Source organism: Halorubrum sp. Ea1 (genome assembly GCF_002252965.1).
GTDB lineage: Archaea > Halobacteriota > Halobacteria > Halobacteriales > Haloferacaceae > Halorubrum.
Genome location: NZ_NHPG01000104.1, coordinates 1 through 25,481 on the forward strand (window position 1 = coordinate 1; position 25,481 = coordinate 25,481).

Below are 25,481 nucleotides of genomic sequence, written 5' to 3' on the forward strand. Positions count from 1 at the left end.
GAACGCGCCGGCGACGGCGAACAGCAGCGCCGCGGCCCACGGTTCCCCCGAGAGCGTGTGCGGCAAGGGAGTCGTCGAGTAGTCCACGACGTACGCGCGTCGCGGGAGCACGCCGTAGTCGGTGTAGAAGGCCGTCAGCGAACGCGAGCGCCGCGCGAGGTCGGCGAGCAACAGCGTCGCGAGCCCGATCCGAAAGGCGGCGAGCGCGCGCAGGTCGACCGCGACTCGCGCGGCGAGCGCCGCGGAGAGCCGATCGACGGCGTTCGAGAGTCGGGACCGAGCGGTGTCGGTGGAGGGCGTTCGTTCCATAATTTCGTAGCGGAGAGTTCAGCAGGAATCTCAGTTCGGCCGGGATAAGCTTGTTGTATATTGAAACGTTCGTTTGACTCTCGCCGCGTCGGCCGCGAGCGGGATACAGTCGGGGCCGCGGCGACCGGAAGCGTGAACTGGGGCGGGTGCGTACGACCATACCGATGGACGCAGAGACCGCTGAGGCCGACGCGATCGTGCTCTTCGACGGCGTCTGCAACCTCTGTAGCGGGTTCGTGCAGTTCATTCTCCCGCGCGACGACGAGGGCAAGTACCGGTTCGCCTCACTGCAGTCCGACGTCGGACAGGCGCTGCTGGCCGAGCACGACCTGCCGAGGGACGAGCTCGACTCGGTCGTCCTGATCCAGGACGGAGAGAGCTACGTCAAGTCGGCGGCGATACTCCGGATCGCGACGGGACTGGGCGGTTTCTACCGGCTCCTCTCGCCGTTCCGGTACCTGCCCCGATCGGTCCGCGACCGTCTCTACGACTTCGTCGCCGACCACCGATACCGGTGGTTCGGCAAGAAGGACCGGTGTATGATGCCGTCCGAAGACGTCCAGTCGCGGTTCTTGGAGTGAGCGGGCTCGCTCGGGCCCCTCGCGCTGCGACGGCTACCTGAGTGGCTCATCGCTCGCTGACTCGGTATCCGTCCTTCAGAAAGCGGGCCGGGCGCGAATGTTGAACTACGAGAAGACGATCGCTCGCTTCGCTCGCGCTGCGACTTCTCTACTTCAAATCGCGCGAATCGCTTCGCTCGTCGCGGAGTGCTCCTCGCAGAAGCGGGCCGGGCGCGATTTGAACACGCGACCGACGGATTAAGAGTCCGTCGCTCTCCCTAACTGAGCTACCGGCCCTCACCGAATTCTACCCGTGTCGGCGTAAAAGACCTTTTCATTCGGCGGCGTCGATTCACGCGGTGTCACGGTCATTTCTCGTCGGTGGGTCCCCCTGCCAGCGTCGTCGTCGGAGTCGCCCGAAGCCGGCGCCGCTCCCCGTCCCACGCGGAGAGCGCACTCGTTAAGTGTGGTCCCGGGGAAATCACGTGCAATGAGTAGTGGGGCATCCGGATCCGCGCGGACCCGATACGCGATCCTCGGCTGTGGAAGCGTCGGACACGCCGTCGCGGAGGAGCTGACGGACCGCGGCAAGGACGTGCTCATCCTCGACCGCGACGAGAGCCGCGTCGAGGCGCTCCGCGACCAGGACCTCAACGCCCGCGTGCAGGACATCGCCGAGCCCGACGTGGTCGCGGAGCTCGACGACCGTGACATCGTGCTGATCCTCGCCAGCGACGTCGAGGCGAACAAGGCGGCCGTCTCGGCGGTGCGCGACGTCGGCGGCGACCACTACGTCGTCGTCCGCGCTTCCGACCCCGTCAGCGAGGACGAGCTCCGCGACCGCGGCGCCGACGTGGTGATCAACCCCTCGACGGTGATCGCCGACAGCGCCCTCCAGTCGCTCGAAACGGGCGAGCTGGAGTACATGGCGCGCCAGCTCGCGGAGATCATCGAGGAGGGCGGCGGCCGGATGGCGATCCTGACCCACGACAACCCGGAGCCGGACTCGATCGCGTCGGCGACAGCGCTCCAGGCGATCGCGGACGCGTTCGGCGTCGAGGCCGACATCCTCTACTCGGGGGACGTGGGCCACCAGGAGAACCGGGCGTTCGTCAACCTCCTCGGGATCGACCTCGTGGCGCGGTCGGACGCGCCCGACCTCTCGGAGTACGAGACGGTCGCCGCGGTCGACCTCGCGAAGTCGGCCGACGACGGCTTCGACTTCGACGTCGGGATCGACGTGTACATCGATCACTTGAAGGCGGACGTCCCGTTCGACGCCCGGTTCGTCGACGTGCGGACCAACGTCTCCTCGACGTCGACAATCCTCACGAAGTACCTCCAGGAGTTCGACCAGTCGCCGACCGAGGCGGTCGCGACCGCGCTCCTGTACGGGATCCGCGCCGAGACGCTCGACTTCAAGCGGGACACGACGCCCGCGGACCTGACCGCGGCCGCGTACCTCCACCCGTTCGCGAACCACGACACGCTCGAACAGGTGGAGTCGCCGTCGATGAGCCCCGAGACGCTGGACGTGCTCGCGGAGGCGATCCAGAACCGCGAGGTGCAGGGGAGCCACCTCTTCTCGACGGCCGGCTTCATCCGGGACCGGGAGGCGCTCGCGCAGGCCGCCCAACACCTGCTGAACTTGGAGGGGATCACGACGACCGCCGTCCTCGGGATCGCCGACGACACAATCTACCTCGCCGCGCGCTCGAAGGACATCCGCCTGAACATCGGGAACGTCCTCGACGAGGCGTTCTCGGAGATGGGCGACGCCGCCGGTCACTCCACGCAGGGGTCGCTGGAGATCCCGCTCGGCATCTTCACCGGTATCGAGGCGAGCGGCGAGAACCGCGACACCCTCCTCCACCTCACCGAGGAGGCGGTCCGCCGGAAGCTGTTCGACGCGCTCGGCGTCGAAGGCGGGAGCGGGAGCGACGGCGGGAACGGGTCGTAAACCAGCTACCGGTTCGGCCTCCACCGCCGGATCCGTTTTACTCGTCTGACCCGTACCCGGAGCTACGCGGCTGCGCGATCACCATGCACGTTCCCGAGGACACGCCGGACGCCTGCCCCGCCTGCGGCGATCCCTACGAGTCGGTGTCTCGCCACGCCGACGGGTTCGTCGTCAACCTGCTCGACAACGAGCGGTATCAGCGTGTGTGCTTCGATCCCGCGAGCGACGGCGACGGCCCCGCGCTCGACTGTTATCACCACACCCACCGACAGGCCGGCGGCTCGGCGGGCGAGCGGTCGGAAGGCAGGTAACGTCGCACCCGACGAGCGGTTCGGTCGCCGTCGGTCAGAAGCCGTCGGTCAGAAGTCGTCGCCGTCGGTGATCGAGGTGTACGAGCCGATCAGCGCGCCGGAGAGGTTGACGCCCTCCAGCGTGACGCCCTCGTCGATGACGGAGTTACGGATATCGGAGTCGGTGATCGTCCCGTTCGGGAAGACGACCGAGCGGTCGAGCGTCGAGTCGGTGACGGTCGCGCCCGACATGACGTGGACCACGTCGCCGAGGTCGGACCCCTCGACGGTCGCGTCGTCGGCGACGAGCGTGCCGCCCTCGAGCGCGTACTCGACCGCGTCGAGGTAGCTGTCGGCGGTGCCGATGTCGAACCACGCGCCGTCGAAGGTGAACGCGTGAACCGGGCCGCGCCCCTGGAGCCACTGGAGGAACCAGCCCGGTTCGTCGGGGTTGTTCCCGTCCGAGAGGTACGTCGAGAGGTCGGGGAGCGTCTCCGCCGGGAACGCGTAACACGCGATGGAGACGAGCGTGCTCTTCGGGTCGTCGGGCTTCTCCTGGAAGTTCACGACCTCGTCGCCGTCGAGTTCGACGAGCCCGTACGACTTGGCGCGTTCGCGGTCCTCGACGTCGTAGGCGGCCAGCGTCGGCGCCCCCTTCGACTCGAAGAAGTCGGCGAACTCGGCGAGATCGAAGCTGATCATGTTGTCGCCGGCGACGACGACGAGGTCGTCGTCGACTCCCTCGCGGTCGACGAGCTGTTCGAGCGCTCCCACGACGCCGAACTTCTCGTCCTCCTCGACGGTCTCCTCGACCGAGAGCGTCGGCTTCTCGAACGGGCTGTCGCTGAGGTACTCGTCGAACGTGTCCGCGAACCGCTCGTTCGTGGAGACGAACACCTCGTCGACGCGGTCGTCCGCCTCGAAGTCCTCGAATATCTCGTCGATGACGGTGTTTTCCCCGACCGGGAGGAACATCTTCGGTCGGTGCTCGGTGATCGGCCAGAGTCGGGTGGCGTAACCCCCCGCGAGTACGACGGCTTTCATATCACCCCCGTCTCACCCCGGTGACATACTTCTTTTGCTCGTGTCAACCACCGAAAACGCAGGCGGCGGCTTCGTCTTAGTCGCTCAGGCGTTCGGTGTCGATGCTCACGCCCGGCGGAGTGACCACGAGGAACCCGCGGAAGTGCATCAGCTCGCCGCCCATGTCCTTCACCTCGCGGGCGAAGCCGGCGGCGAGCTCGTTGAGGTCGCCGTCGATCGACAACACCAGCGTGTTCCCGTAGTCGACGCTGCGGACCCACTCCTCGGGATCGGTGGTGCCGTCGAGGACGCCGAGGACGACGTCGCCGGCGGCCGCGAACGCCTCGTCCATCTGCTCTTCGGCGTCGCGTAAGTCGAGGTCCCAGTCGCTCATACCTCAGGGTCGCGAGGCGGCGGCAAAAACGTTCGGACCCGCCGAGTGCGTCGCACGCCGGGCGCCACCGCCCGGTCGCGGAGTCGTTAAGTGCGCTCCGGCCCCAGCGGGCAACATGGAACGCACGCGGCGGTCCCTGCTCGCGGGCGCGGCGTCGGTCGGCGTCGTCGGCGCGGCGGGATGTCTCGGCGGCGGAGGCGGCGGCACTACCCTCGACCTCAGCGGCGTCGACCTCGACACCGGCGAGTACGACTGCGACCTGGCGGAGCCGTCGGACCCGAACCTCGACCACCGGCCGACCCTCGGCGACCCCGAGTCAGACGTGGTCGTTCGGGCGTTCGAGGACTTCACCTGCGGTCACTGTGCGAGCTACACGCTCGATCACTTCCCGGCGATCCGCGAGGAGTACGTCGAGTCCGGCGAGATCCGGTACGAACACTGGGACTTCCCGATCCCCGTCAACGAGACGTGGGCGGTCCCCGTCGCCAGCGCGGCCCGCGGCGTCGGCGCCCGGAACGGCTCCGAGGCGTTCTTCGAGTTCGCCTCGGCGGCCTACGAGTCGCAGGGGAGCTACAGCGGCGAGGCGATCGGCGCCGCCGCCGAGGCCGCGGGCGCTGACCCCTGTGCGGCGATGTCGGACGCGCGGTTCGCGGCGTACGGGGAGGCGTCGGCGGACGACAGGTCGGAGGGAACGTCGATGGGCGTCGAGGGGACGCCGACGATATTCGTGAACGGCGAGCCGGTCGACACCTACGAGGCCGCGACCGTCGGGGCGGCGATCGACGAGGCGCTGTAGTCGCGACGACGACGCCCCCTCCCGTATCTCGCGCCGATGACCCCGTAGCGTCGGTCTTTTGCCCGTTCGACTCGTTTTATAAGGCAATGAGCGACGACGACCGCGGGGAGCGACGGCTGCTCGGCGCCGTCGTGCTCGCGGTGCTGATATCGCAGGTACTCCTCTACCCCGGCGTGCCGGACCTCGTGGTCGCCCTCGGCGCGCCGGCCGGCATCGACGCCGGGATGTGGTTCCTCGTCGCGGAGTTCGGCGCCTTCGTCTCCTTCGCGGTCGTCTGGGGGGCCGCCAGCGACGCGCTCGGGAAGCGGGTCCCGCTGATCGTCGCCGGCGCGCTCGGCGGGGCGACCTCCTACCTCGCGCTGGCGGCGGTTCCGGGGCTCGGACTCGGATTCCGAGCCGCCCTCGTCGTCCGCGTCGTCGGCGGTGCGCTCACGATCGGCGCGTTCTCGCTCGCGATCACGTCGCTGATGGATCTGCGCGGCGGCAACGGGCGGAACATGGGCGCCGCCGGCACGGCGATCGGACTGGGCGCGGCGGTCGGCTCCGTCGTCGGCGGCGCGCTCGCCGACCTCGACCCCTTCTACCCGGTGTACGCCGGGGCGGCCGTGCTGGCGGTCGCGGGGCTGCTCGCGTCGACCGTCGACGACTCGACGGCGACGCCCGGGCGGTCGGTCGAGGACAGCCGTGAGGACGCCGGCTTCCGTCACGTGCTCTCGCGGGCCCGGACGACGCGCGGGCTCCTGGTTCCGCTGGCGTTCGGGTTCGTCGACCGGCTCACGGCCGGCTTCTTCGCGCTGGTCGGCGTCTACTACTTCCAGGACCCGGGGACGTTCGGCCTCTCGGCGGCCGGTGCGGGGGCGACGCTCGCGCTCTTTTTCGTCCCGTTCGCGCTGCTCCAGTCCCCGTTCGGATCGCTCTCCGACAGGGTGGGGCGGTTCCTGCCAGTCGTGGTCGGCTCCGTCGCCTACGGGGTCGCCACCGTCGGCGTCGGCGTCGCGCCGGTCTACCCGCTCGCGGCCGGGCTGATGGTCCTCGTCGGCGTCTGCGGCGCGCTGATGGCGCCGGCGACGATGGCGCTCGTCACCGACCTCGTCGAGCCCGAGGCCCGCGGCGCGGCGATGGGGCTGTTCAACGTGTTCGGCTCGCTCGGGTTCCTCGCGGGCTTCCTCGTCGGTGGGAGCGCCACGGAGGCGTTCGGCTACACGCCGGCGTTCCTCGCGGTCGGCGGACTGGAGCTCGCCATCGCGCTGGCGCTGTTCCCGGCCGTGCGGGCGCTCGCGCCGGGCGAGGGCCTGCTCGGGCTCCGCGGCGACGCCGAGCGTTCGACCTCGGAGTAGGTCGCCGAGTCGAGCCTTTTTAAGCCTCGCGCGCCCTCCGTTCGGGCAACCGATGGACATACTCGTCGCGGGCGCGGGCGAGATCGGCCGGTGGATCGCCGACACGGTGTCGGCCGACGAGTCGCCGGTAGAGGCGACGCTCGCGTTCGCCGACCGCGACCCGGACGTCGCCCGCGACGCCGCCGCCTCGCGGGACGCGACGACGGTCCCGGTCGACGGCGACACGACCCACGACGCGGTGTGTCTCGCGGTGCCGATGTCGGCGGTCCCGGCCGCGGTCGAGGCGTACGCGCCCCGCGCGGATCAGGCGATCCTCGACGTCTCCGGCGAGATGACCGACGCGGTCGCCGCGATGCGCGAGCACGCGCCGGGGCTCGAACGCGCGAGCTTCCACCCCCTGTTCGCGCCGCCGCGGGTCCCGGGCAACGTCGCCTGCGTGGTCGACGAGGGCGGCCCGGTCGTCGAGGGGATCGCGGCCGCGATCGAGGCCGGCGGCAACGAGGTGTTCGAGACGACCGCCGCGGAACACGACCGGGCGATGGAGACGGTGCAGGCCGGCGCGCACGCGGCCGTCCTCGCGTGGCGGCTCGCGGGCGACGACGTGCGCGAGGAGTTCCACACGCCCGTCTCGGCCGCGCTCGACGACGTCGCCGACACCGTCACCGAGGGCGCGCCCGGCGTGTACGCCGAGATCCAGCGCGCCTTCGACGGCGCCGACGACGTGGCCGCCGCGGCCCGCGAGATCGCCGACGCCGACTCGGACGAGTTCGCCGACCTGTACGAGGCGGCGCGCGGCGACCGCGAGGGACGGGAGCGACACGAGTGACCGACCGACGACCACGAGTGAGCAGACCGACCACAACAGTGATTCCATGATAGACAGAGACGCGGTCCGGAACAACGCCAACTACCTGCGCAACGTCAGGCCGATCGACCCCGAGGAGATCGCGGAGTACGTCGAGGGGACGCCGCACCCGGCGGTCGTCCGCGAGACGCTCCGCGAGGAGGCGTTCGACCTCCGGCTCCGCGAGCGGGACGACGGGAGCTTCGAGCCGGTCCCCGAGGGGCCGATCCCCGACTCCGAGTGGTCGCCGACGGCGTTCCCCGAAAATTACGCGTTCGCCCTCGAAGACCTCCTCGTCGCCGAGTTCGGCGCGAACTGGCACCGCGGCGAGTCGGGCGCGGAGCTCCGCGAGGCGGTCCGGCGGCTGAAGACCGACTACCTCTACGAGAACGACGTCGAGTACGGTCGGATGGCGGCGCTCGGCTACGCGATATACCACCTCCCCGCCTACTACGCGACGATCGGGTACGTCCTCGACGACCTCGCGGAGAACGGGCTGCTCGACCGGACGCTCCGCGTCCTCGACGTGGGCGCCGGCGTGGGCGGGCCCGCGCTCGGCCTCCACGACTACCTCCCAGACGACGCCGTCGTCGACTACCACGCGGTCGAGCCGAGCGCCGCGGCCGACGTCCTCGACCGGCTGCTCGACGAGACCGGCCGCAACTTCCGCGCGACGATCCACGAGACGACGGCGGAGTCGTTCCTCGGAACCGGCGGGAGAGACGCGGAGTTCACGTCCGACGACCCCTTCGATCTGGTCGTCTTCGGGAACGTGCTCTCGGAGCTCGCGGACCCGGTGGCGGTGGTCGACGCCGCGCTCGACCGACTCGCCGACGACGGGAGCGTCGCCGCCTTCGCGCCCGCCGACCGCAACACCGCGATGGGGCTCCGGGAGATCGAGCGAGCGGTCGTCACGCCGACGAGCGACGTCGACACGTACTCGCCGACCGTCCGGCTGTGGCCGGATGCGACGCCCTCCGACTGCGGCTGGTCGTTCGACGTCGCCGACGACCTCGACGCGCCCCCGTTCCAGCGGCGGCTCGACGAGGGCGCCGACCGCGGCGCGACCGACGAGCCGGGCGAGTTCGTCAACGTCGACGTGCAGTTCGCGTACGCGATCCTCCGACCGGACGGGAAACGCCGGGTCGACGTCCGGGCGAACGACGGCCGCTGCGCGCGGATGGCGGACTCCGAGGAGCACGTCACCGACCGCGTGAACCTTCTCGCGGTGAAGCTCAGCCACGACCTCAGCGCGGGCGACAACGCCCTTTACCGCGTCGGCGACGGCTCGCAGACCGTGGATCACTACCTCGTCTGCACGCGCGAGACCGTGCTCAACGAGGACCTCCGGCGGGCCGACTACGGCGCGGTCGTCTTCGTCGAGAACGGCCTCGTGCTCTGGAACGACGACGAGGACGCGTACAACGTGGTCGTCGACGACGAGACGGTCGTCGACCTGGTCGCGCCCTGAGGACCGGTCGGCCTCCGTCGCGACGCGACGGCGACCGAACGCCGATCGCCCTCCCCCGGGATCACGGACGACCGTTCGCGGTCGACCCGTTCGGACCGCCGTTCACGGCCGACCCGCTCGGACCGACCTCGTCGCGGACGGCGAAGTAGAGGACCCAGACGACGACGCCGCCGAACAGCGCGGCGAGCGTCCACGCGATCGCGTGGCGGCTGTTCCGGTCCGTGGCGTCCAGATAGACGAGCAGGGACACGAGCAGCGCCGGAACGACCAGTATCCCGAGGAGGAGGGCGGCAACGAGCAGTTCCGGACCGCCGGCGACACCGATCTGCAGGGTGGAGGGCATGCTGTCCTTTCATTTGGAAAATAGGTAAAAAAGGATTACTTCCCGCCGACCGGCTCGATCAGCTCCGGCGCGTCGACTCCGGGCGAGTTCACCCGGCTCGACACCGGGTACGCCGTGAGCTCGTCGGCCGGGTACGGGTCCAGCAGCGCGGCGGCCTCGTCGGGGTCCCCGCGGAGCCACGTCTCCTCTTCGTCCGGCGCCAAGAGTACCGCCATCCGGTGGTGGAGGCCGGTGACGAGGTCGTTCGGCTCGGTCGTAACGATCGTGAACGTCTCCACGGGGCCGTCGGTCTCGCCGTCGTCGCTCTCCGCCGACCCGCCGCCGAACGCCCCGAGCCCAGTCTGCGTCGTCTCGGGCTCGGGCGGCTCCCACCGCTCGTAGAGTCCCGCCATCGCGAACGGCCGGTCGTCCTCGAACGCGACCCGGTAGGGCGTCTTTCCGGAGCCGCCCCGTCCGCCGGATCCGCTCCGCTCACTGGCTCCGTTCGGTCCGCCGCCGTCGACCCACTCGTAGAAGCCGTCCGCGGGCACGAGACACCGCCGTCGCTCGAAGGCGTCGGCGAAGCTCCGCTTCTCGCGGACCGTCTCGGCGCGGGCGTTGATGAGGCCGAACGACTCGTCCGCCCACGAGGGGGTGAGTCCCCACTCCATCCGCGTCGCGGCGGTCGGGTCCTCGTCCGTGATCACCGGGAGCTCCTGGCCCGGCGCGCAGTTGTAGCTGGGTTCGACGCCGCCGAAGTCGGCGCCGAACCGGGCCTCCAAGTCGGCGGCGGCGGTGAAAAGCGTATAGCGGCCGCACATTGATAGCGGATGTTGGCGCCGCCGATACTTAAGTAACGGTCGGCCTCGGCGTCGGTCCCCACCCGCGCCGCCTCCCGTCGGGTTTTTGCCCGCGCGCCGCCGCGGTCGGGTATGCGCATCGAGAACAGCTTCATCCCGGTCGAGGGAGTCGGCGAGACGACGGAGCGCAGGCTCTGGCGCGAGGGCGTCACCACCTGGGAGGCGTTCGACCCCGCGGTCGACGTCGCGGGCGTCGGCTCGACCACCGCCGACCGGATCGAGTCGTTCATCGCCGAGGCGCTGACGCGCCTCGACGACGGCGACGCGGCCTACTTCGACCGGACGTTCCCGAGCGGGGAGCGCTGGCGGCTCTACGAGAACTTCCGCGAGGAGACCTGCTTCTTCGACATCGAGACGACGGGGCTCGACGAGCACCGCGACCGCGTGACGACCGTGAGCTTCCACCGCGACGGGGAGACGACGACGCTCGTCGCAGGCGACGACCTCACCGCCGACAGCCTGCGCGAGCAGTTCGCCGACGCCAGCCTGCTCGCGACGTTCAACGGCGCGCGGTTCGACGTGCCCTTCTTGGAGGCCTCCTTCGGGATCGACGTCGACACGCCGCATCTCGACCTCATGTACCCCTGCAAGCGGATCGGGCTCTCCGGCGGGCTGAAACCCATCGAGAAGGAGATCGGGATCGACCGCGACCGCCCGGACCTGTCGGGCCGGGACGCGGTCCGGCTCTGGCGCGAGTACGAGCGCGGGGACGCGGACGCGCTCGACACCCTCGTCTCGTACAACCGCGAGGACACCGAGAACCTCCGAACGCTCGCCGACGTCGTCAGCGAGCGGCTCCACGAGGACGTGTTCGTCGGCGCCGCCGCGGAGCGCTAACGAGCGAGGCCCGACGGCTCGACGGCGGCTACGTCGGCTCCGCGTCGGGGTCGACCGGCGCCTCGGCCGTCTCTGAGCCCGTACCGTCCTCCTCACCGTTCCCGTCAGGAGTCGCGTCGGTCTCCTCGGAGACCGACTCGCCGTCGCTCTCCGGTTCCTCCCCCGCGGCCGCCTCCGCGCTGACGATCGGCGGGTCTTCGCGATCCGACTCCTCGTCTGGCACCGACTCCCCGTCGGGGTCCGACGCTTCGTCGGACTCGGCCGCGTCGTCGTCTCCGGCGCTCTCCTCGTCGACGGTGCTTTCTCCGTCTTCAGCACTTTCCTCGCCTCCGGCGCTCTCTTCCTCCCCGGCGCCTTCCTCGTCGCTCTCGGCGGCGTCCTCGCCGTCGTCGGCCGCTTCGACGCCCTCGTCCGACTCCTCTCCCGCCTCCTGGACCAGCTTCATTTCGCCGCGCGCCCGGAGAGAGCCGTCGATCTCGGCGCCGTCGTGGACGACGAGGTCGCCCGCCGAGACGTCGCCGAGCACCCGCGCGCCGGCCTCGATGGTGACCGTCCCGCCGCGAGTCGTGACGTCGCCGTGGATGACCGTGTCGGCGCCGACGGTCACGCCCTCGCGGGCGCGGAGGGAGCCGAACACCTCGTTGCGCTCGCCGACGTGTACCGATTCGGCCCGGAGGTTGCCGTGGAGCCGGCAGTCGTCCCCGACCGTCGCGGGCGTCGAGACGCGCCACGCGTCGTCGGAGATCTCGGCGCCGCGCGGCACCAACAGGGGGTCGCGCACGTCGTCGCCGTCGGCGAGCGCCTCCGCGAGCTCGTCGGCCGCGTCGGTCTCGCCGACCCGCAGGAGCTGGGAGAGGACGATGAAGTAGAAGACGATCGTTGGGACGGGGTTCCGGATGACGATCCAGCCGTTCGCCTCGAACCCCTCCTCGATCGACACGTCGTCGCCGATGTCGAGGTCCCCGGAGACCATCAGCCGGCCGGTGACGGTGACCCGCTCGCCGAGGTACGCGTCCTCGCCGACGAGCACGTTGCCGTCGACGGTACACCACGTGTCGAGCCGGCAGTCGCCCTCGGCCTCGATGTCGTTCCCGACGCGCACGCGCTCGCCGATGGCGACGTTGCGCCCGCGCAGGCCGAACTCCACCGTCGACTGGCCGCCGACGAGCACGTCGCCGTCGACGACGAGGTCGTGCTCCTCGACGGTCGTCCCGGACGGGACCGCGAGCTCCTCTATCGGACCGTCCCCTCGCAGCGACACACCGGGAGAACTCCCTCCGCGCGTATAAACCGTGTGGGGACGTCCGACGCGCGTCGGACGCCGGCGCGGAAGGGTCGACGCCCCGGCGGGCGCGAGCGGTCGGTCTCGCCCGAGCGGTCGGTCCCGCCCGAGCGGTCGACCCCCAGCGCCGCGCGTGCGACTCCCCCTCGGATCGTCGGCAGGTCACTACCCTTTTGAGTCCGGCGCGGATGGGTCAGGTATGGGATTCGGATCGTACGACGAGAGCGAGCAGAAGAACCAGGACGTTGACACCGACGACGACGCCGCGGTGAACGTCCACGAGCACGACCACGACGGCGAGGTGTCCATCGAGGGCGGCGCGTCCACCGACGACTTGGTCGGGCGGCTCTCGGAGATGAAAGACGACGGCGACGAGGAGTAATCGCCACCGCCCCCTCGCCGAATCGAGACCGGCGACCGGGGACCCGCGAGCGCCGGACCGAGGCCGTGTCACGCTCCTTTTATCCGGTCGACGCCTACGACGGCCCATGAGCACAGACCTGACCTTCACGGACGACGGCGTCGACGTCGTCTACGAGGGGACCGAGTTCGAGCTGGAGAAGGACCTGATCGAGGAGGCGACCGGCAAGGGGTTCCGCGACGTCACCGACCACGAGGTGTTACAGATCGTGGCCGAGGAGCCCGACTTGGACGGCGAGCCCGTCCGGATCGGCGACGTCTTGTAAGGCGGCTCCGCGAAGCGGTACGATTTTACGCGACGGTCGGTTCCGCCGCGGTATGAGTATCGGCACCGTTCTCTCCGCGCTCACGAGTTCGAAACTACGGACCGCTCTCGTCGGGCTGTTGGTCCTCGTGGGCGCCGTCGGCGGCGCGTTCGCCGTCGGGATGCTCGGCGTCCCGAGCGTCGCGACAGTCGACAACACCTTCGGCGACGTGACGAACGAGACCACCGAGGTCGAGACGGACCTGGTCGTCTCGAATCCGAACCCGATCGGCGTCGGGCTCGACGGCGTCTCGGTGAACTACACGGTGTCGATGAACGACATCGAGATGGCGCAGGGCGGTCGCGAGGGCGTCTCCGTCGACGCCGGCAACTCCACCGTCCCCCTCGAAACGGAACTGCGGAACGACGCGATCCCGCCGTGGTGGGTCAGTCACGTCCGCAACGGCGAGCGGACCGAGGTCGGCATCGACGCCAGCGTCACCTCGGACCTGCTCGGGCGGACCGTGGAGTTCAGTCGCGACCGCGAGATAACGACCGACCTGCTCGGCGCCTTCGACTCGAACGAGACCAGACCGGTGAACGCCGACAGCGCGCTGACGGACGATCCCGTCCTCTACGTCAACGAGACGCGGGGCGAGTGGGGGAGCGTCAGCGAGGCCGAGACGCCCATCGACATGGCGTTCACGGTGTACAACCCGAACCTCGAACCGTACGTCGTCACTGAGATCGGCTACGACGTCACGATGAACGGGGTCGAGATGGCCACGGGACGGACCGAGGAGGGGTACGTGATCCCCTCGCGGAGCTCCGAGACGATCGAGTTCACGACCGCGCTCCAGAACCGCCGGCTCGACGAGTGGTGGGTCACGCACCTCGACGAGGAGGTCCGCGGCCACCAGGTGAGCGGTCTCCGGATCGAATTCTACGCCGTCATCGAGTTCCCGGGCGGAGAGGAGGTCACCGTTCCGCTCGACGAGCTGACCTACGAGGAGACTATCGAGACCGACATCTTCGACGAGGGCGAGGACGTTCGGGGCTCGGGCGACACCGACGGGAGCGGGACCGAGGGCGACGGGTCCGGCACGGACGACACCGACGGCGGAAACGATACCGACGACGGAAGCGCCACCGACGACACCTCGGGAGACGGGGATTCCACCGGCGGCAACACCACTGACGACGGGAACGCAACCGACGACGACACCACCGACGACACCACCGACGACGGGTCGGACGACGGCGACGACGGCGTCCTCCCGCTGTAGGACCGCCGCCGGTATCTCTGACTGATAGTCGGGAGCGACCGACGTGACGCCCGCTCGTACGCGGCGTCGAGCCATACGACGCGACCGCGGTCGACGCGATCGACCCCCTCCGAATGAAACGCTGTTTTCATCGATCGGCGAGCAGGCTCGTCTGTCGCAAACGGGCCGCCAGATATACAACACTACTTTATTTGCGGCCGCCGAACAGCCGATAATGGCCGACGCCGATGGCGGAGGATCGCCGGACGTCCTCGAGAACAAGCGGAGCGCGACGCGGTATCAGGTGCTCGTGGAGATCGCGGCCCGCCAGCCCGCCGTGAGTCAGGGCGAGATAGCCGAGACGATCGGGGTGACCTCGCAGGCGGTCAGCGATTACGTTCGCGACCTCGTCGAGGCCGGATACGTCGAGAAGGGAGGTCGCGGCCGGTACGAGGTGACCAAGGAGGGCGTCGACTGGCTCATCTCCCGGACCGACGACCTGGAGACGTACCTCGAGCGAGTGAACTCCGACGTCCTCGGGAGCGTCGAGGTCGACGCCGCCATCGCGCTCGGGAACGTGGCGGAGGGGAGCGAGGTCGGACTGGTGATGCGGGACGGCGTCCTCCACGCCGACCCCTCGGGCGGGACCGCGACCGCGGTCACTGTCACGAGCGCTAAAAAGGGCGAGGCCGTCGGCGTCGCCGACTTCGAGGGCGTCGTCGACTACGACACCGGGACCGTTTCCGTGCTTCCCGTGCCCACCGTCACCGACGAGGCCCCGCCCGATCCGGACGTGATATCGGATCACGTCCCGGAAGGCGGGCTTCTCGCGGTCGCCGGGACGGAGGCGTACGCGCTCGTTTCCCGGAGCGACGCGACCCCGGACGTCCGGTTCGGAACCGCCGATGGCGTCGCCGAGGCCGGCATGCTCGGCCTCGACGTCCTGTTGGTGGCGGTTACAGACGAGATCCCGCGTCACACGTCCAAACTCCGCGACAGGAACATCCCGCACCGGGTACTCGATTCGGACGACCGCTGATCGGGCGTTCGGCCCGCGGTCGCCGCCGAACAAGACGGCGACGGTGCGGTCTCGATACGCCCTCTCAATCCGCCGCGTCGGTGACGCCCCGACTCTCGCCTTCCAACCTCGTCGGTAGCTTACCGTCGAACCCCTCCGGCACGTACGGACAGAGCGGGTCGCTTCCGGTCGGGTCCCCGGTCGCCGCGAACGCCCGGGAGCGGCTCCCGCCGCAGACCCGTCGGAACTCGCAGGCGCCGCACTTGCCCGCGAACTGATCCGGTTCCCGGAGCGACTCGAACAGGCCCGAGTTCCGATAGATGTCCACCACGGACCGGTCCCGGACGTTGCCCGCGGACTTCGGGAGGAACCCCGACGGGTACGTCTCTCCGGTATGGCTGACGAAGGCGAACCCCCGGCCGGCCGTGATGCCGCCGCGTCGACGGACCCCGGCGTCGTCGCCGTCGCGCTGAAGACCGACCCGGCGGTAAAACGGCGCCTCCGTGGTCTTGACGCCGAACCGTTCCGCCTCGGCGACGTCGTGGAGCCACTCCATGACCGCCTCCGCGCGCTCCGGGGAGATCGGGTCGAGGATCCGCCCGCGGCCCACGGGCACGAGGAAGAAGACGCTCCAGAGAACCGCGCCGAGGTCGCGGACCCGATCGCGAATCGCCGGGAGCTCCTCGACGGTCTCGGCGCAGACGGTGGTGTTGATCTGCAGCGGGAGCCCGTCCTCCCGGGCCGCTCGGACCGCAGTCACCGTATCGCCGAAGCTCCGCTCGCCGCGGAACCGGTCGTGGCTTTCTCGGGTCGCGCCGTCGAGGCTGACCGCCATCCGCTGAACGCCGGCCTCCGCGAGCGCCTCGACGCGGTCGGGGGTCAGCGATGCCGTCCCGCTCGGCGTAAGCGTCATGCGGTGGCCGAGGTCGTCGCCGTGCGAGATCAATTCCGTGAGGTCCTCCCGGGCGAGCGGGTCGCCCCCCGACAGGACGACCAGTTGGCCGTCGCCGAACTCGGCGGCGTCGTCGAGGAGCCGCTTCCCCTCGGCGGTCGTCAGCTCGTCGGGGTGACGCTCCGGCTTCGCGTCCGCCCGACAGTGACGACAGGCGAGGCCGCACGCCTGCGTCACCTCCCAGATCAGGACGAAGGGACGCCGGTCAACGTCGAAGTCGTCGAACATGTGCTCGTCCCGCGCTACGACCTTTGCCCCCTTGGGGAATACCCCGAACGTGTTCAGGTAACGTCCCGCTTCCCCGACCGCGGCTCAGCCCTCGCTCCGCCTGCGATCGGTCATCGAGAAACGCGTACCGACGATGTGCGATCGGCGTTCCGGGGAGCGCCGCTCTTCCCGTTCTCTCTGAGGGATTCGGGGGGACAGCGTGAATTCAGACGTGGGCGAAAATTCGTATAGCGGCATATGATTTATACGTCCGACTCGCGACGCGATCCACGTTGCTTTCAAGCCAACAAAATACGATTCGGTCCCCGAAACTATCCCAACAGTCGGTAGACGTTCGCCTCGTACGTCTCCCGGACCTGATCGCCCCAGTTGTGCGTGTAAGTGTCGATCACGTCGTCGGCGACGTCGCCCCGCAGGTATTTGACCACGCCGCGGTCACCGGTCCTGTCGCGCAGGTGCGTCGTGAAGAAGTGCCGGAAGTAGTGGGGCGTGACGTTCTCGGCGGCGCCGCCGCCCGTCCGGTACCAGCCCGCATCGCGGGCGTACCGCTCGACGACGTGTCGCACCGCCTGCGGATCGAGCCGCTCGCCCCATCCCTCCGCCGTCCCGAGGAACAGGGGGTCCGCCGGCGAGGGGCTGTCGGGGCGGATCGCCAGCCAGCGCTTCAGGGTTCGGGCGAGTTCCTCGTCGACGGGGATCACCGTCCCGCGCTTCCGCTTGTTAGACGCCGTCCGCACCTCGCCGTTCAGCTCTTCGCCGACGGTCGCGTCCGGCGTCACGTACAGCGAATTCGGGCGGTCCGCGAGGACGTGACGCGTTCCGAGGTCGTACTCGCCTCGGATCTCGGCGTCGTCGACGGCGAGATCGCGGAGATCGAGGTTACAGCACTCTCCGACCCGCATCCCGGTCTTGAGAAGCGTCACGACGAGGGCCCGATGGAGCGGATGGCGGATCTCGGCGACGAACTCCCGCATCACCGGCACGGGAATGTCTCGGCGAGCGGGGTCCTTATCGACCGTCTCGTCCATTTCCTCCATCACGAGCGTCATCGGGTTCCCCTCGAAGACGCCGACCTCGGTCATGTATCCGTAAAACCGGTGCAGGTAGGCGGCGTACGTCGCCACCGTGCTGTCCGCCACGTCGCCGCGCAGCGAATGGACGAACGACATGCAGTCGCGGTGCGTCGCCGCCGCGGGCGTCGTCTCCGGGCCGAGGAACGACTCGAATCGACGGAGGACGCGCTCGTAAGACTCGCGGGTGCGCTCCGTCTTCCCGTGATACGTGAGGTCCTCGATGAAGTACCCCACCGGGTCCGAGACCTCGTCCGGCGCGCGGGCACTACTCATCGGTGAGAGTGTACCCGCCCTTCCGGCCGTTGTACCGAACGCGGTTGCGATCCTGTAACTCGTCGAGCGCGCCCTCCAACCGGTCCTCGAAATCGCCGACCACCGCCTCGGTGAGTTCCTCCCACGAGAGCGGCCCGTCGGCGAGGGCCGCTTCCACCCGTGTTTCGAGGCCGTCACCCCTGGGGTCAGACCCGGAAGGATCGGGTTCGGCCGGCTTCCCGGAATCGTCCGTCGAGAACCCGCGGCGTCCGGCCTGTACCATCGTCCTGACGAACTCGCTCTGTGACATCCCGAGCTCGTCCGCGTGGTCTCGCCACCGATCCTTTTGCTCGGCGGGAACGTACGTCTTCACCGAGCGGCGATCGTCGCTCATCGTTCGGATTCGGCTTCTCCGGCCGCCGACTTCAATCTATCCCACAATTCCGGATAAAGTCACTTATACTGAGTTATAGGTCTCTCGATGCGGCGCCAAGATGTGTCTATCTTGGTTTCTAGGACTTACTGATCGTATATTAGTCCTAGAATATGGGATATATTATAGGGGCCGTTCTCAAAACCGCCGGATACTGCGGAACATAACTCGAGTAGAACCTCTCGCTCAGGAGGCCGCGCTCTCGCTTTTCGGTTTGGCCTACGCGTCGAGACGCGTCCCTTCGAGTTTTCATTCCCACTGCGACCACCGCGCCGCTGAGAAGCGCACAGCGCCGCGTCGACCGGCCCTGGTCGGCTCCCGGAGCGAGTGCCCGTCCCTCACACTGAGGGGTCCTCTCGTCGTCTCACCCGGCATGAGAGTTGGCGCCTCCTCACTGAAGAAGCAGAGGGCCCCGTCTCACGGGTCGTCCGCAACAGATGTATCGTATGTTGCTATAGAAACAGTGGAGATCAGATTCGGATCTCGGAGGCGGCGTCCTCGACGTCGAGGGCAGCTATCGCGCGCTCGACCCGCGGGTCGCTTTCGACCGCGTTCCGCATCAGGACGGTCTCACTCGGGAAGAGGTGTTCCCCGACGACGAGGCCGTGATCGCGGGCGGTCGACCCGGTGACGGTGAGATAGACGCCGACGCCAGCCCGGGCGATGCCCGCCTCTTCCTCCTCGTCGGGGTCCGGGTAGACGAACTCGACGCCGTCGAGCGCGTCCGTCCCCAGCACCGCGGTAACGAGCCGCTCGTACCGAGGCGAGATACAGAGCGGCCCCTCGTAGCCGGCGAGGAACGCGCGGTCGAGGTCGGTCCCCGGCTGGATCCGCTCCGGTCGGGCCATCAGGGTGTGGTACACGGTGTCACCGAGCCCGTTGACGACGCGGACGTCGGTGTCGACCGGGTCGATCCGCTCGTTGATGTCGGCGATCTCGCCGAGCCCCTCCGGGCGGATCCCGACGACCTCCTCCAGCACGAGGTCCGCCGAATCGAATCCGAGCGCGAACTCATGGGTCCGGAGGGCGCGGAACGGCTCCTCGCGGCCGACGAGCTTCAGCCTGACATCGCCGAGGTCGACGGTCGCCGCGTCGAAGACGATGCGGCGGGGCTTCCCGTCCCGGTCGTCGCGGAGCAGCGTGAACTCCGGCTCGGACGCGGCGTGCGGGTCCGAGTACTCGGCCAGCCGCTCGTAGGGGCCGTCGTCCGCCTCGACGCGGCCTTTCGTGATCGCCTTCTCGTAGCGGAGCGTGTTGCTCACGCCGTCCGCGAGCCCTTCCAGCCGGTCCTCGCGGCCGACGGCCGCGATCCGTTCGAGGACCGCTTCGAGGGGCCGGCCCTTCCGCGGGACGGCGACCGGTACCGGTTCGCTCATTACCCGAGTTGCGTCACCGCGGCTAAAACGGGTTGCGCTTTCGGTCGGGGGAGAACGGCGATCCGACGGGAACAGCGGTCGGGATCGGAACGAACGAATAGAGCGAATTCGGTCGAGAGGGCGCCGTTACGGTCCGAACGCCTCGTTGAGCCGCTTGCGGAACGCCTCGAGCTCCTCCAGGTGGTCGTTGATGGATTCGAGCTCCGTCTCGACGTCGTCGATGTCCTCGCCGAGCCGGTCTTCGATCTCCGTCAGCCGGGTGTCGACCTCCGCGAGGTCGTCCCACAGGTCGTCGAACTCCTCGTCGAAGCGGCCCAGCCGGGACTCCACGTCTTCGACGCGGTCCGCCGTCGCCTCTGCCGCGGCGGCGGCGTCGTCGACCTCTTCGTACAGCGTCTCCACGTCGTCGCCGACGTCGTCGAGCGCCTCGTCGAGCGCGTCCGTCTCCGCGTCGATCCGCGAGACGTCGTCGGTGACCTCCTCGACCGTCGCCTCCACGTCGCCGACGCTGGCTTCGACGCCCTCGACGGTGCCTTCGACGTCCTCGACGGTCGATTCGACCCCGTCGACGCGTTCGGTCACGCCGTCGACGCGTTCGGAAACGCCGTCCACGCGCTCGGTCACGCCGTCGACCTCCGTCGAGACGGTCTCGACGGAGTCGTCCACCCGACCGACCGTCTCGCGCAGGTCATCGCGGTCCGCGTCGGCCGCGTCGACCCTGTCGTCGAGCGCCGCCATCTCCGACTCGACGGTCTCCACCTTTCGGTCGAGCTCGTCGAGGATCTCACGGGCCGTCCCCTCGCCGTCGATGAACTCCGCGAGCGCGTCCGCGTACGCCTCGATGTCGGCGACGCTCGACTGGAGCCGCGAGATGCGGACGTCGACGCTCCGCGGGACGCCGACGTCGAGCTCCTCGCCGATGGTCTCGAGATCTTCGTCCGCGACGTCGCCAGCGCGGATCTCGGCCGCCAGCGCGGCCGCGAGACCGCTCTCGGGCGACGGATCGGGGGCGGAGTCGGAGGCGGACTCGTCCGATTCCGGAGACTCTTCGGTCGCGTCGTCGGCGTCTGTCGAGTCTGTCGCTGCGGCCGCTTCGGCCGCCTCGTCAGCGTCGCTCGCCTCTGTCGTGTCATCCGCTCTCGACTCCGCCGCCTGCTCCGTGTCGTCGACTCCGTCGTCGCCCGTCTCGTCGTGCATCGTCACCGCCGCGCTGCCGCCCGCGGTGACGGTCCGGGGTTCCGGGGCGTCCGCCTCGGCGGCGGTCTCCGCTTCCGGATCCGCCTCGGCGACGGTCTCCGCTTCCGCGTCCGCCTCCGCGTCGGAATCGGCCGCTTCCGCGCCCTCCTCTTCCGCGACCGACCCCTCCATGCCGGGCAGGGTCGCGCGGTCGCCCGAGAGGACTTCCCTGACGGCGTCGGTGTCGCCGGTGCCGAGGACGTCCTCGATCTCCTCGCCGACCGGGACGTGTTCGATCACCGGCGTGCCGAGGAAGCCGTCGAGGTCCGGATCGTCGTCGCGGATGCCGAACACGGTCTCGATCTCGTCTCCCGGGTCGAGCACGCGCTCGAACTCGACGCGGTGGTCCTTGTACGCCGTCCAGTTCTCGCTTTCGTACTCCGGGTGAAACCCGATGCGGTCCATCGGGAACGACTCCGGGATCCGGTCGACGATGCGCACGCGCACGGGCTCTTCGCGGGTCGAAGAGAGCTCGTACATCACCGCGGGTACGGGGAACGCGTCGTCGGTGAAGGATTTCTCGACGCGAATACCGTCCTCGTCGACGGTCGTCGTCGCTTCTGCCGTCCGTTCGCTCATAATCAGTCCCTCCCGGAGCAGGGGCTTAAATTCCACGGGCCGGGTTTCGGGGTTGATAACCCCGGGTGGGGGAGGCGTTTCGCCCGTCTCGGCCGGTCCGCCTACAGGTCGATCCGGTCGCCGATCTCGACTATCTCCAGCCGGTTCGGGTGTTCGAAGCTCCGCACGTGGTCGTGGAGCGCGGTCGGGTCCGCGGTCAGCCCCTTCCACATGTCCCAGTGCGTCGGGACGAGCCGGTCCAGCTCGAGGTCGCTCGCTGTCTTCGCGATCTCGTTCTCGTCGCTGTACCACTTCGTACGGACGGGCTCGCCGGTCTCCTTGTCGGCGATGTTACCGACGGAACCGAACGCGAGGATCCCGAGGTCGATATCGAACTCGTCGGCGAGGGCCGGGAACGACGCCGAGGGCTTGCTGTCCCCGGCGTGGAAGACGGTGCCGGCGTCGTGCTCGATCACGTAGCCGACGGGGTGCGTGGCGTCCGAGTCGTGCGTTTCCACGACGTGGACCGTGAACTCGCCGATCCGCAGTTCGTCGCCCTCGGTCACTTCCAGGAACGCCTCCCCGTCGACGTCCCAGTGTGCGGTCCACTCTTCGTCCTCTCGCGCGACCGCGAGCGAGTCGTCGGGGGCGACGAAGTCCGCGTCCGTGTTCGCGAGGATCGGCGCCTGCGAGGGGCCGTGGACGTGGTCGGTGTGTTCGTGGGTCGCGAGCACCGCGTCCGCCACGTCGATGTCGGCGGGGTCGAAGGGCACCGGGATCATCCGGACCGTGCGCGGCGGGTCGCCCGTCCCGACGTAGGGGTCGATCCAGAGGACGGTGCCCTCGCTGCCCTTGATCGCGAAGCCGTTACAGCCCAAGTACCACAGCGCAACCGTGTCGGGGTCGGCGTCCGCGACCGCGCGCGGCAGCCAGTCGCCCCAGTCGGAGTCGGCCATGTCCCACGCTGTGCGGGCGCGCGGGGTAATGATTCCGGAGTGCGCCAAAATTCCGACTCGCACACGGGGTCAGAAACGTGTCCGAGACCAGTCCCATAAACCGTATATCGCTATATAAAATAGCGCCCGAATCCGAAGCGGACTGGGACGCGAACGCACGGAACGAGAATCGACGAAAAACGGTGGTGTGAGCGCGTCTCTCAGCCGCCGAACTCCCACTCGGCGTCGAGCTCGCGGTGCGAGAACGGGAGCGCGTCCTCGCCGCTGTAGCTCGCGACGAGGTGCCCGTCGCCCTCCAGGTAGTACTTGTAGGTGGTGAGCCCCTCCAGCCCGACCGGGCCGCGCGCGTGGACCTTGCCGGTCGAGATGCCGACCTCGGCGCCGAGCCCGTAGCGGTAGCCGTCGGCGAAGCGCGTCGAGGCGTTGTGGAAGACGCTCGCGGCGTCGATGCCGGTCATGAACGCGTCGGCTGCCGACCGGTCCTCGGTGACGATGGACTCCGTGTGTTTCGAGCCGTGCGCGTTGACGTGGTCGACCGCCTCGAACACGTCGCCGACGAGCTTGATCGAGAGTTCGAGGTCGCCGTACTCCGCGTCCCAGTCGTCGTCGGTCGCCGCGCCGACGTCGACGATCTCGCGGGTGGCGGCGTCACCGCGGAGCTCGACGTTCGCGGCCTCGTAGCGGTCGACCAGTTCCGGGAGTAGGTCGGGCGCGACCGCCTCGTTCACGAGCAGCGTCTCGACCGCGTTACACACCGCCGGGTACTGGACCTTCGCGTCGAACGCGACGTCGGCGGCCATCTCCAGGTCGGCGTCGTCGTCGACGTAGACGTGACAGACGCCCTCCGTGTGGCCGAGCACGGGGATCTGGGTGTTGTCTTGGATGTACGAGACGAACTCCGAGGACCCCCGCGGCATCACCAAGTCGACCGCGTCGTCGCGTTCGAGGAGGCGGTCGACCTCCTCGTGGGCCTCGACGAGCCCCGCCCACCCGTCGGGGAGGTCGGCGGTCGCCTCGCGGATCACCCGGTGGAGGACGCGGTTCGACTCGCTCGCCTCGCTGCCGCCCTTGAGGATGACGGCGTTGCCGGACTTCAGCGCGAGGGCCGCGATCTGGACGAGCGCGTCCGGCCGCGACTCGAAGACGGTCGCGACCACGCCGATCGGCACGGACACCCTGTACAGCTCCAGCCCCTCGTCGAGCTCGCGGGCCGCGAGCGTCCGACCGAGGGGGTCGGTCTGCTCGGCGACGGACTCGACCATCCCGGCGATGTCGTCGAGCTTCGCGGCGTCGAGCTTCAGGCGGTCGACGAGCGCCTGCGTGTACTCGCCGCGCTCCAACATCGCCGCGGCCGCCTCGACGTCCCGCGCGTTCGCGTCGAGGATCTCGGCCTCGTTCGCGCGGAGCGCGTCGGCGATCGCCCGGAGCGCGTCGTCCCGGGTCGCCTCGTCGGCGTTGGCGAGCCGCAGGGCGGCCCGCTGGCTCCGCTCGACCAACTCGTCCGTGTCGCGCTCGATTTCCGTTGTCTCACTCATTCGTCTCACCCGCTGTCGGGACGAATAGCGTGCCCGTCGGTTTACCGGCTGCGATCCGCTCTAAGACGTCCCGGGTCGCCGAGCCGGCGATCACTCCGGGGGTGCCGCTCTCCGCCACGTCGCGGGCGCCCTCGACTTTCGTCTGTATCCCGCCGAAGTCGGTGGCCGTGCTGTCGCCGACCAGCTCCCGGACCGCGTCGTAGTTCGCTCCGACCGCCTCGATGACGGTCGCGTCCGGATCGCGCTTCGGGTTCCCGGTGTACACCCCCTCGACGTCGGTGAGCGTGACCAGCAGGTCGACGTCGAGCGCGATCGCGGCCGACGCCGACAGCATGTCGTTGTCACCGATCCGCAGCTCGTCGGTCGCGACCGCGTCGTTCTCGTTGATGACGGGGACGACGCCCCACTCGAGCAGGGTCTCGACGGTGTTGGTGAAGTTGTCGAACCGCTCGGGCGCGTCGAGGTCGGCCCCGGTCACGAGGATCTGCGCGACCGGCTGGTCGTAGCGGTCGAAGCTCTGCGTGTAGTGGCGCATCAGGAGGCTCTGACCGACCGTCGACAGCGCCTGGCGCTCGTCGATCACGTCGCTTCCCCGGTCGATGTCGACGTCGACCGCGGCGGTCCCGCCGCCGTTACCGAGCCGACCGATGCCGGCGCCGACGGCGCCCGAGGAGACGAGGACGACCTCCTTTCCGCGCCGGCGAAGGTCCATCACGTCGGCGACGAGCTTGTCGAGCTTCACGCGGTCGAGCCGCGAGTCATCGTCGGTGAGGGAGTTGGTCCCCGCCTTCACGACCACGCGGTCGGCCTCGGCGGCCGCGGTCCGCGCGCGGTCGACGGCGTCCGGGTCCACCGCCCCGACCGCGACGCCGTCACTCGTCATCGAACGCCTCGGCCAGTTCCCGCGAGCGCTCCTCGGCCGCCGCGACGGCGTCGACCACTGCCTCGTCGGCGTCGCTGTCCCAGAGGACCTCCATCCCCTCGATCGTCGTCCCGTTCGGCGAGCAGACGGCGTCGATCAGCTCGTCGACGCTCCGGTCGTCCCGGAGGACGGTCTCGGCGGCGCCCTTGAACGTCTGCGCGGCGAGCGTCTCCGCCTGCTCGGGCTCGAGGCCGCCGTCGATCCCGGCCCGCTTCACCGCGTCGATGAGGTAGAAAGCGAAGGCGGGACCGCTCCCGTTGACCGCGGTCGAGACGTCCATCAGCGACTCGTCGACCTCGACGAACTCCCCGGCGTCGTCGAGCATCGCGCGGACCTCGTCGGTGAGGCCCTCGTTCGTCGCCGCCGCGGCCATGTCGCCGGTCTCCGCCGCGAGGTTGGGCATGATCCGGACCACGCTCGCCGCGGTCCGCTCCGCGACGAACTCGCGGGGGAGCCCCGCGGCCAGCGTCACGAGCTGCTGGTCGGCGCCCAGGTCGAGGTCCGCGAGGACGTGCTCGGCGACGTCCGGTTTCACGGCGAGGACCACGACGTCGGCCTCTTTCGCCGCCGCCACGTCGTCGGTCGTCTCGTCCGCGGCGTCCGCGACGGCCGCGAGCGCGTCCGGGTCGAGGTCGATCGCCGTCAGGTGATACGAGTCGGTTCTCGCGAGGCCGCGCAACAGGGCACCCCCCATGTTCCCGCAGCCGATGACGCTCACGCGTGTCATG

General features: G+C 69.4%; 25 protein-coding genes, 1 tRNA gene and 2 pseudogenes. 12 read left to right on the forward strand and 16 right to left on the reverse strand.

The window, feature by feature from the left end:
- Positions 1–309: pseudogene (locus DJ73_RS12440) on the reverse strand (HTTM domain-containing protein); the annotation flags it as partial.
- Between the two features lie 164 nt (positions 310–473).
- On the opposite strand from DJ73_RS12440, the gene DJ73_RS12445 reads away from it, so the two are divergent.
- Entirely contained in the window at positions 474–890 is a 417-nt protein-coding gene (locus tag DJ73_RS12445) for a thiol-disulfide oxidoreductase DCC family protein (RefSeq protein ID WP_094558124.1), read from the forward strand.
- Positions 891–1,092: 202 nt separating this feature from the next.
- On the opposite strand, the gene DJ73_RS12450 is transcribed toward DJ73_RS12445, so the two are convergent.
- Positions 1,093–1,166: transfer RNA gene (locus DJ73_RS12450), tRNA-Lys, on the reverse strand.
- A gap of 193 nt (positions 1,167–1,359) precedes the next feature.
- Between DJ73_RS12450 and DJ73_RS12455 the strand changes: the two genes are divergently transcribed.
- Positions 1,360–2,829 (forward strand): DHH family phosphoesterase, encoded by a 1,470-nt coding sequence (locus DJ73_RS12455; RefSeq protein WP_094522368.1) that lies wholly within the window; start codon positions 1,360–1,362, stop codon positions 2,827–2,829.
- Between the two features lie 83 nt (positions 2,830–2,912).
- Positions 2,913–3,140, forward strand: a complete 228-nt coding sequence (locus tag DJ73_RS12460) for a hypothetical protein (RefSeq protein ID WP_094522367.1) — start codon at positions 2,913–2,915, stop codon at positions 3,138–3,140.
- Between the two features lie 48 nt (positions 3,141–3,188).
- On the opposite strand, the gene DJ73_RS12465 is transcribed toward DJ73_RS12460, so the two are convergent.
- Positions 3,189–4,163, reverse strand: coding sequence for a sugar phosphate nucleotidyltransferase (locus tag DJ73_RS12465; RefSeq protein WP_094558125.1), 975 nt, complete (start codon positions 4,161–4,163; stop codon positions 3,189–3,191).
- Between the two features lie 79 nt (positions 4,164–4,242).
- Positions 4,243–4,536, reverse strand: a pseudogene (locus tag DJ73_RS12470) (DUF5779 family protein); the annotation flags it as partial.
- Positions 4,537–4,651: 115 nt separating this feature from the next.
- Here DJ73_RS12470 and DJ73_RS12475 point away from each other — a divergent pair.
- The 4 genes from DJ73_RS12475 to DJ73_RS12490 all read left to right on the forward strand — a co-directional run bounded on the left by DJ73_RS12475 (position 4,652) and on the right by DJ73_RS12490 (position 8,984).
- Positions 4,652–5,332, forward strand: a complete 681-nt coding sequence (locus tag DJ73_RS12475; RefSeq protein WP_094522364.1) for a thioredoxin domain-containing protein — start codon at positions 4,652–4,654, stop codon at positions 5,330–5,332.
- 86 nt (positions 5,333–5,418) lie between these two features.
- Positions 5,419–6,669 carry an MFS transporter gene (locus DJ73_RS12480; RefSeq protein ID WP_094522363.1) on the forward strand — a complete coding sequence of 417 codons (1,251 nt, stop codon included), beginning with the start codon at positions 5,419–5,421 and terminating at the stop codon, positions 6,667–6,669.
- Positions 6,670–6,721: 52 nt separating this feature from the next.
- Positions 6,722–7,495, forward strand: a complete 774-nt coding sequence (locus DJ73_RS12485; protein WP_094522362.1) for a prephenate dehydrogenase — start codon at positions 6,722–6,724, stop codon at positions 7,493–7,495.
- A 46-nt stretch (positions 7,496–7,541) separates the two neighbouring features.
- Positions 7,542–8,984 (forward strand): small ribosomal subunit Rsm22 family protein, encoded by a 1,443-nt coding sequence (locus tag DJ73_RS12490; RefSeq protein WP_094558126.1) that lies wholly within the window; start codon positions 7,542–7,544, stop codon positions 8,982–8,984.
- Between the two features lie 61 nt (positions 8,985–9,045).
- Here DJ73_RS12490 and DJ73_RS12495 read toward each other — a convergent pair whose 3' ends face one another.
- Both DJ73_RS12495 and DJ73_RS12500 read right to left on the reverse strand, forming a co-directional pair.
- A complete protein-coding gene (locus DJ73_RS12495; RefSeq protein WP_094526761.1) occupies positions 9,046–9,327 on the reverse strand; it encodes a hypothetical protein in 282 nt (93 codons plus the stop codon).
- A gap of 35 nt (positions 9,328–9,362) precedes the next feature.
- Positions 9,363–10,127 (reverse strand): SOS response-associated peptidase, encoded by a 765-nt coding sequence (locus DJ73_RS12500; protein WP_094522359.1) that lies wholly within the window; start codon positions 10,125–10,127, stop codon positions 9,363–9,365.
- 111 nt (positions 10,128–10,238) lie between these two features.
- On the opposite strand from DJ73_RS12500, the gene DJ73_RS12505 reads away from it, so the two are divergent.
- The gene (locus DJ73_RS12505) at positions 10,239–11,003 is read left to right on the forward strand and encodes a ribonuclease H-like domain-containing protein (protein ID WP_094522358.1); all 765 of its coding nucleotides are present in this window, start codon (positions 10,239–10,241) and stop codon (positions 11,001–11,003) included.
- Between the two features lie 28 nt (positions 11,004–11,031).
- Here the strand turns inward: DJ73_RS12505 and DJ73_RS12510 are convergent, their stop codons facing one another.
- Entirely contained in the window at positions 11,032–12,264 is a 1,233-nt protein-coding gene (locus DJ73_RS12510) for a polymer-forming cytoskeletal protein (RefSeq protein WP_094522357.1), read from the reverse strand.
- A 220-nt stretch (positions 12,265–12,484) separates the two neighbouring features.
- On the opposite strand from DJ73_RS12510, the gene DJ73_RS12515 reads away from it, so the two are divergent.
- The 4 genes from DJ73_RS12515 to DJ73_RS12530 all read left to right on the forward strand — a co-directional run bounded on the left by DJ73_RS12515 (position 12,485) and on the right by DJ73_RS12530 (position 15,253).
- Complete coding sequence (locus tag DJ73_RS12515; protein WP_094522356.1) at positions 12,485–12,667, forward strand: DUF5786 family protein; 183 nt, start codon at positions 12,485–12,487, stop codon at positions 12,665–12,667.
- A gap of 106 nt (positions 12,668–12,773) precedes the next feature.
- Positions 12,774–12,971 carry a DUF5800 family protein gene (locus DJ73_RS12520; RefSeq protein WP_094522355.1) on the forward strand — a complete coding sequence of 66 codons (198 nt, stop codon included), beginning with the start codon at positions 12,774–12,776 and terminating at the stop codon, positions 12,969–12,971.
- A gap of 52 nt (positions 12,972–13,023) precedes the next feature.
- On the forward strand, positions 13,024–14,235 hold the full coding sequence (locus DJ73_RS12525) for an LEA type 2 family protein (protein WP_094558127.1): 1,212 nt from the start codon (positions 13,024–13,026) through the stop codon (positions 14,233–14,235).
- A 214-nt stretch (positions 14,236–14,449) separates the two neighbouring features.
- Complete coding sequence (locus tag DJ73_RS12530) at positions 14,450–15,253, forward strand: MarR family transcriptional regulator (protein WP_094522353.1); 804 nt, start codon at positions 14,450–14,452, stop codon at positions 15,251–15,253.
- Positions 15,254–15,317: 64 nt separating this feature from the next.
- On the opposite strand, the gene DJ73_RS12535 is transcribed toward DJ73_RS12530, so the two are convergent.
- The 9 genes from DJ73_RS12535 to proC form a co-directional block, all read right to left on the reverse strand.
- Positions 15,318–16,412 carry a radical SAM protein gene (locus DJ73_RS12535; RefSeq protein ID WP_094558128.1) on the reverse strand — a complete coding sequence of 365 codons (1,095 nt, stop codon included), beginning with the start codon at positions 16,410–16,412 and terminating at the stop codon, positions 15,318–15,320.
- Positions 16,413–16,723: 311 nt separating this feature from the next.
- Positions 16,724–17,758, reverse strand: coding sequence for a tyrosine-type recombinase/integrase (locus DJ73_RS12540; protein WP_094558129.1), 1,035 nt, complete (start codon positions 17,756–17,758; stop codon positions 16,724–16,726).
- Entirely contained in the window at positions 17,751–18,131 is a 381-nt protein-coding gene (locus DJ73_RS12545) for a DUF5805 domain-containing protein (protein ID WP_094558130.1), read from the reverse strand. Before DJ73_RS12545 ends, DJ73_RS12540 begins: the two co-directional genes overlap by 8 nt.
- Before the next feature lie 509 nt (positions 18,132–18,640).
- Positions 18,641–19,546, reverse strand: a complete 906-nt coding sequence (locus tag DJ73_RS12550; protein WP_094522345.1) for a hypothetical protein — start codon at positions 19,544–19,546, stop codon at positions 18,641–18,643.
- 126 nt (positions 19,547–19,672) lie between these two features.
- Positions 19,673–21,361 (reverse strand): hypothetical protein, encoded by a 1,689-nt coding sequence (locus tag DJ73_RS12555; protein ID WP_094558131.1) that lies wholly within the window; start codon positions 21,359–21,361, stop codon positions 19,673–19,675.
- A 101-nt stretch (positions 21,362–21,462) separates the two neighbouring features.
- Positions 21,463–22,296: an MBL fold metallo-hydrolase gene (locus DJ73_RS12560; RefSeq protein WP_094558132.1), complete on the reverse strand. Its 834-nt coding sequence runs from the start codon at positions 22,294–22,296 to the stop codon at positions 21,463–21,465.
- Positions 22,297–22,496: 200 nt separating this feature from the next.
- Entirely contained in the window at positions 22,497–23,831 is a 1,335-nt protein-coding gene (locus DJ73_RS12565; RefSeq protein ID WP_094522342.1) for a glutamate-5-semialdehyde dehydrogenase, read from the reverse strand.
- On the reverse strand, positions 23,824–24,714 hold the full coding sequence (gene proB, locus DJ73_RS12570) for a glutamate 5-kinase (RefSeq protein ID WP_094522341.1): 891 nt from the start codon (positions 24,712–24,714) through the stop codon (positions 23,824–23,826). The genes DJ73_RS12565 and proB overlap by 8 nt, the downstream gene beginning before the upstream one ends.
- Positions 24,704–25,480, reverse strand: coding sequence for a pyrroline-5-carboxylate reductase (proC, locus tag DJ73_RS12575; RefSeq protein ID WP_094522340.1), 777 nt, complete (start codon positions 25,478–25,480; stop codon positions 24,704–24,706). The genes proB and proC overlap by 11 nt, the downstream gene beginning before the upstream one ends.
- Position 25,481 lies beyond the last annotated feature (1 nt).

Bases quoted from the DNA above. Each gene is read 5' to 3' on its own strand.
- DJ73_RS12445 (WP_094558124.1), top strand. From the start codon at position 474: ATGGACGCAGAGACCGCTGAGGCCGACGCGATCGTGCTCTTCGACGGC.
- DJ73_RS12455 (WP_094522368.1), top strand. From the start codon at position 1,360: ATGAGTAGTGGGGCATCCGGATCCGCGCGGACCCGATACGCGATCCTC.
- DJ73_RS12460 (WP_094522367.1), top strand. From the start codon at position 2,913: ATGCACGTTCCCGAGGACACGCCGGACGCCTGCCCCGCCTGCGGCGAT.
- DJ73_RS12465 (WP_094558125.1), bottom strand. From the start codon at position 4,163: ATGAAAGCCGTCGTACTCGCGGGGGGTTACGCCACCCGACTCTGGCCG.
- DJ73_RS12475 (WP_094522364.1), top strand. From the start codon at position 4,652: ATGGAACGCACGCGGCGGTCCCTGCTCGCGGGCGCGGCGTCGGTCGGC.
- DJ73_RS12480 (WP_094522363.1), top strand. From the start codon at position 5,419: ATGAGCGACGACGACCGCGGGGAGCGACGGCTGCTCGGCGCCGTCGTG.
- DJ73_RS12485 (WP_094522362.1), top strand. From the start codon at position 6,722: ATGGACATACTCGTCGCGGGCGCGGGCGAGATCGGCCGGTGGATCGCC.
- DJ73_RS12490 (WP_094558126.1), top strand. From the start codon at position 7,542: ATGATAGACAGAGACGCGGTCCGGAACAACGCCAACTACCTGCGCAAC.
- DJ73_RS12495 (WP_094526761.1), bottom strand. From the start codon at position 9,327: ATGCCCTCCACCCTGCAGATCGGTGTCGCCGGCGGTCCGGAACTGCTC.
- DJ73_RS12500 (WP_094522359.1), bottom strand. From the start codon at position 10,127: ATGTGCGGCCGCTATACGCTTTTCACCGCCGCCGCCGACTTGGAGGCC.
- DJ73_RS12505 (WP_094522358.1), top strand. From the start codon at position 10,239: ATGCGCATCGAGAACAGCTTCATCCCGGTCGAGGGAGTCGGCGAGACG.
- DJ73_RS12515 (WP_094522356.1), top strand. From the start codon at position 12,485: ATGGGATTCGGATCGTACGACGAGAGCGAGCAGAAGAACCAGGACGTT.
- DJ73_RS12520 (WP_094522355.1), top strand. From the start codon at position 12,774: ATGAGCACAGACCTGACCTTCACGGACGACGGCGTCGACGTCGTCTAC.
- DJ73_RS12525 (WP_094558127.1), top strand. From the start codon at position 13,024: ATGAGTATCGGCACCGTTCTCTCCGCGCTCACGAGTTCGAAACTACGG.
- DJ73_RS12530 (WP_094522353.1), top strand. From the start codon at position 14,450: ATGGCCGACGCCGATGGCGGAGGATCGCCGGACGTCCTCGAGAACAAG.
- DJ73_RS12535 (WP_094558128.1), bottom strand. From the start codon at position 16,412: ATGTTCGACGACTTCGACGTTGACCGGCGTCCCTTCGTCCTGATCTGG.
- DJ73_RS12540 (WP_094558129.1), bottom strand. From the start codon at position 17,758: ATGAGTAGTGCCCGCGCGCCGGACGAGGTCTCGGACCCGGTGGGGTAC.
- DJ73_RS12545 (WP_094558130.1), bottom strand. From the start codon at position 18,131: ATGAGCGACGATCGCCGCTCGGTGAAGACGTACGTTCCCGCCGAGCAA.
- DJ73_RS12550 (WP_094522345.1), bottom strand. From the start codon at position 19,546: ATGAGCGAACCGGTACCGGTCGCCGTCCCGCGGAAGGGCCGGCCCCTC.
- DJ73_RS12555 (WP_094558131.1), bottom strand. From the start codon at position 21,361: ATGAGCGAACGGACGGCAGAAGCGACGACGACCGTCGACGAGGACGGT.
- DJ73_RS12560 (WP_094558132.1), bottom strand. From the start codon at position 22,296: ATGGCCGACTCCGACTGGGGCGACTGGCTGCCGCGCGCGGTCGCGGAC.
- DJ73_RS12565 (WP_094522342.1), bottom strand. From the start codon at position 23,831: ATGAGTGAGACAACGGAAATCGAGCGCGACACGGACGAGTTGGTCGAG.
- proB (WP_094522341.1), bottom strand. From the start codon at position 24,714: ATGACGAGTGACGGCGTCGCGGTCGGGGCGGTGGACCCGGACGCCGTC.
- proC (WP_094522340.1), bottom strand. From the start codon at position 25,480: ATGACACGCGTGAGCGTCATCGGCTGCGGGAACATGGGGGGTGCCCTG.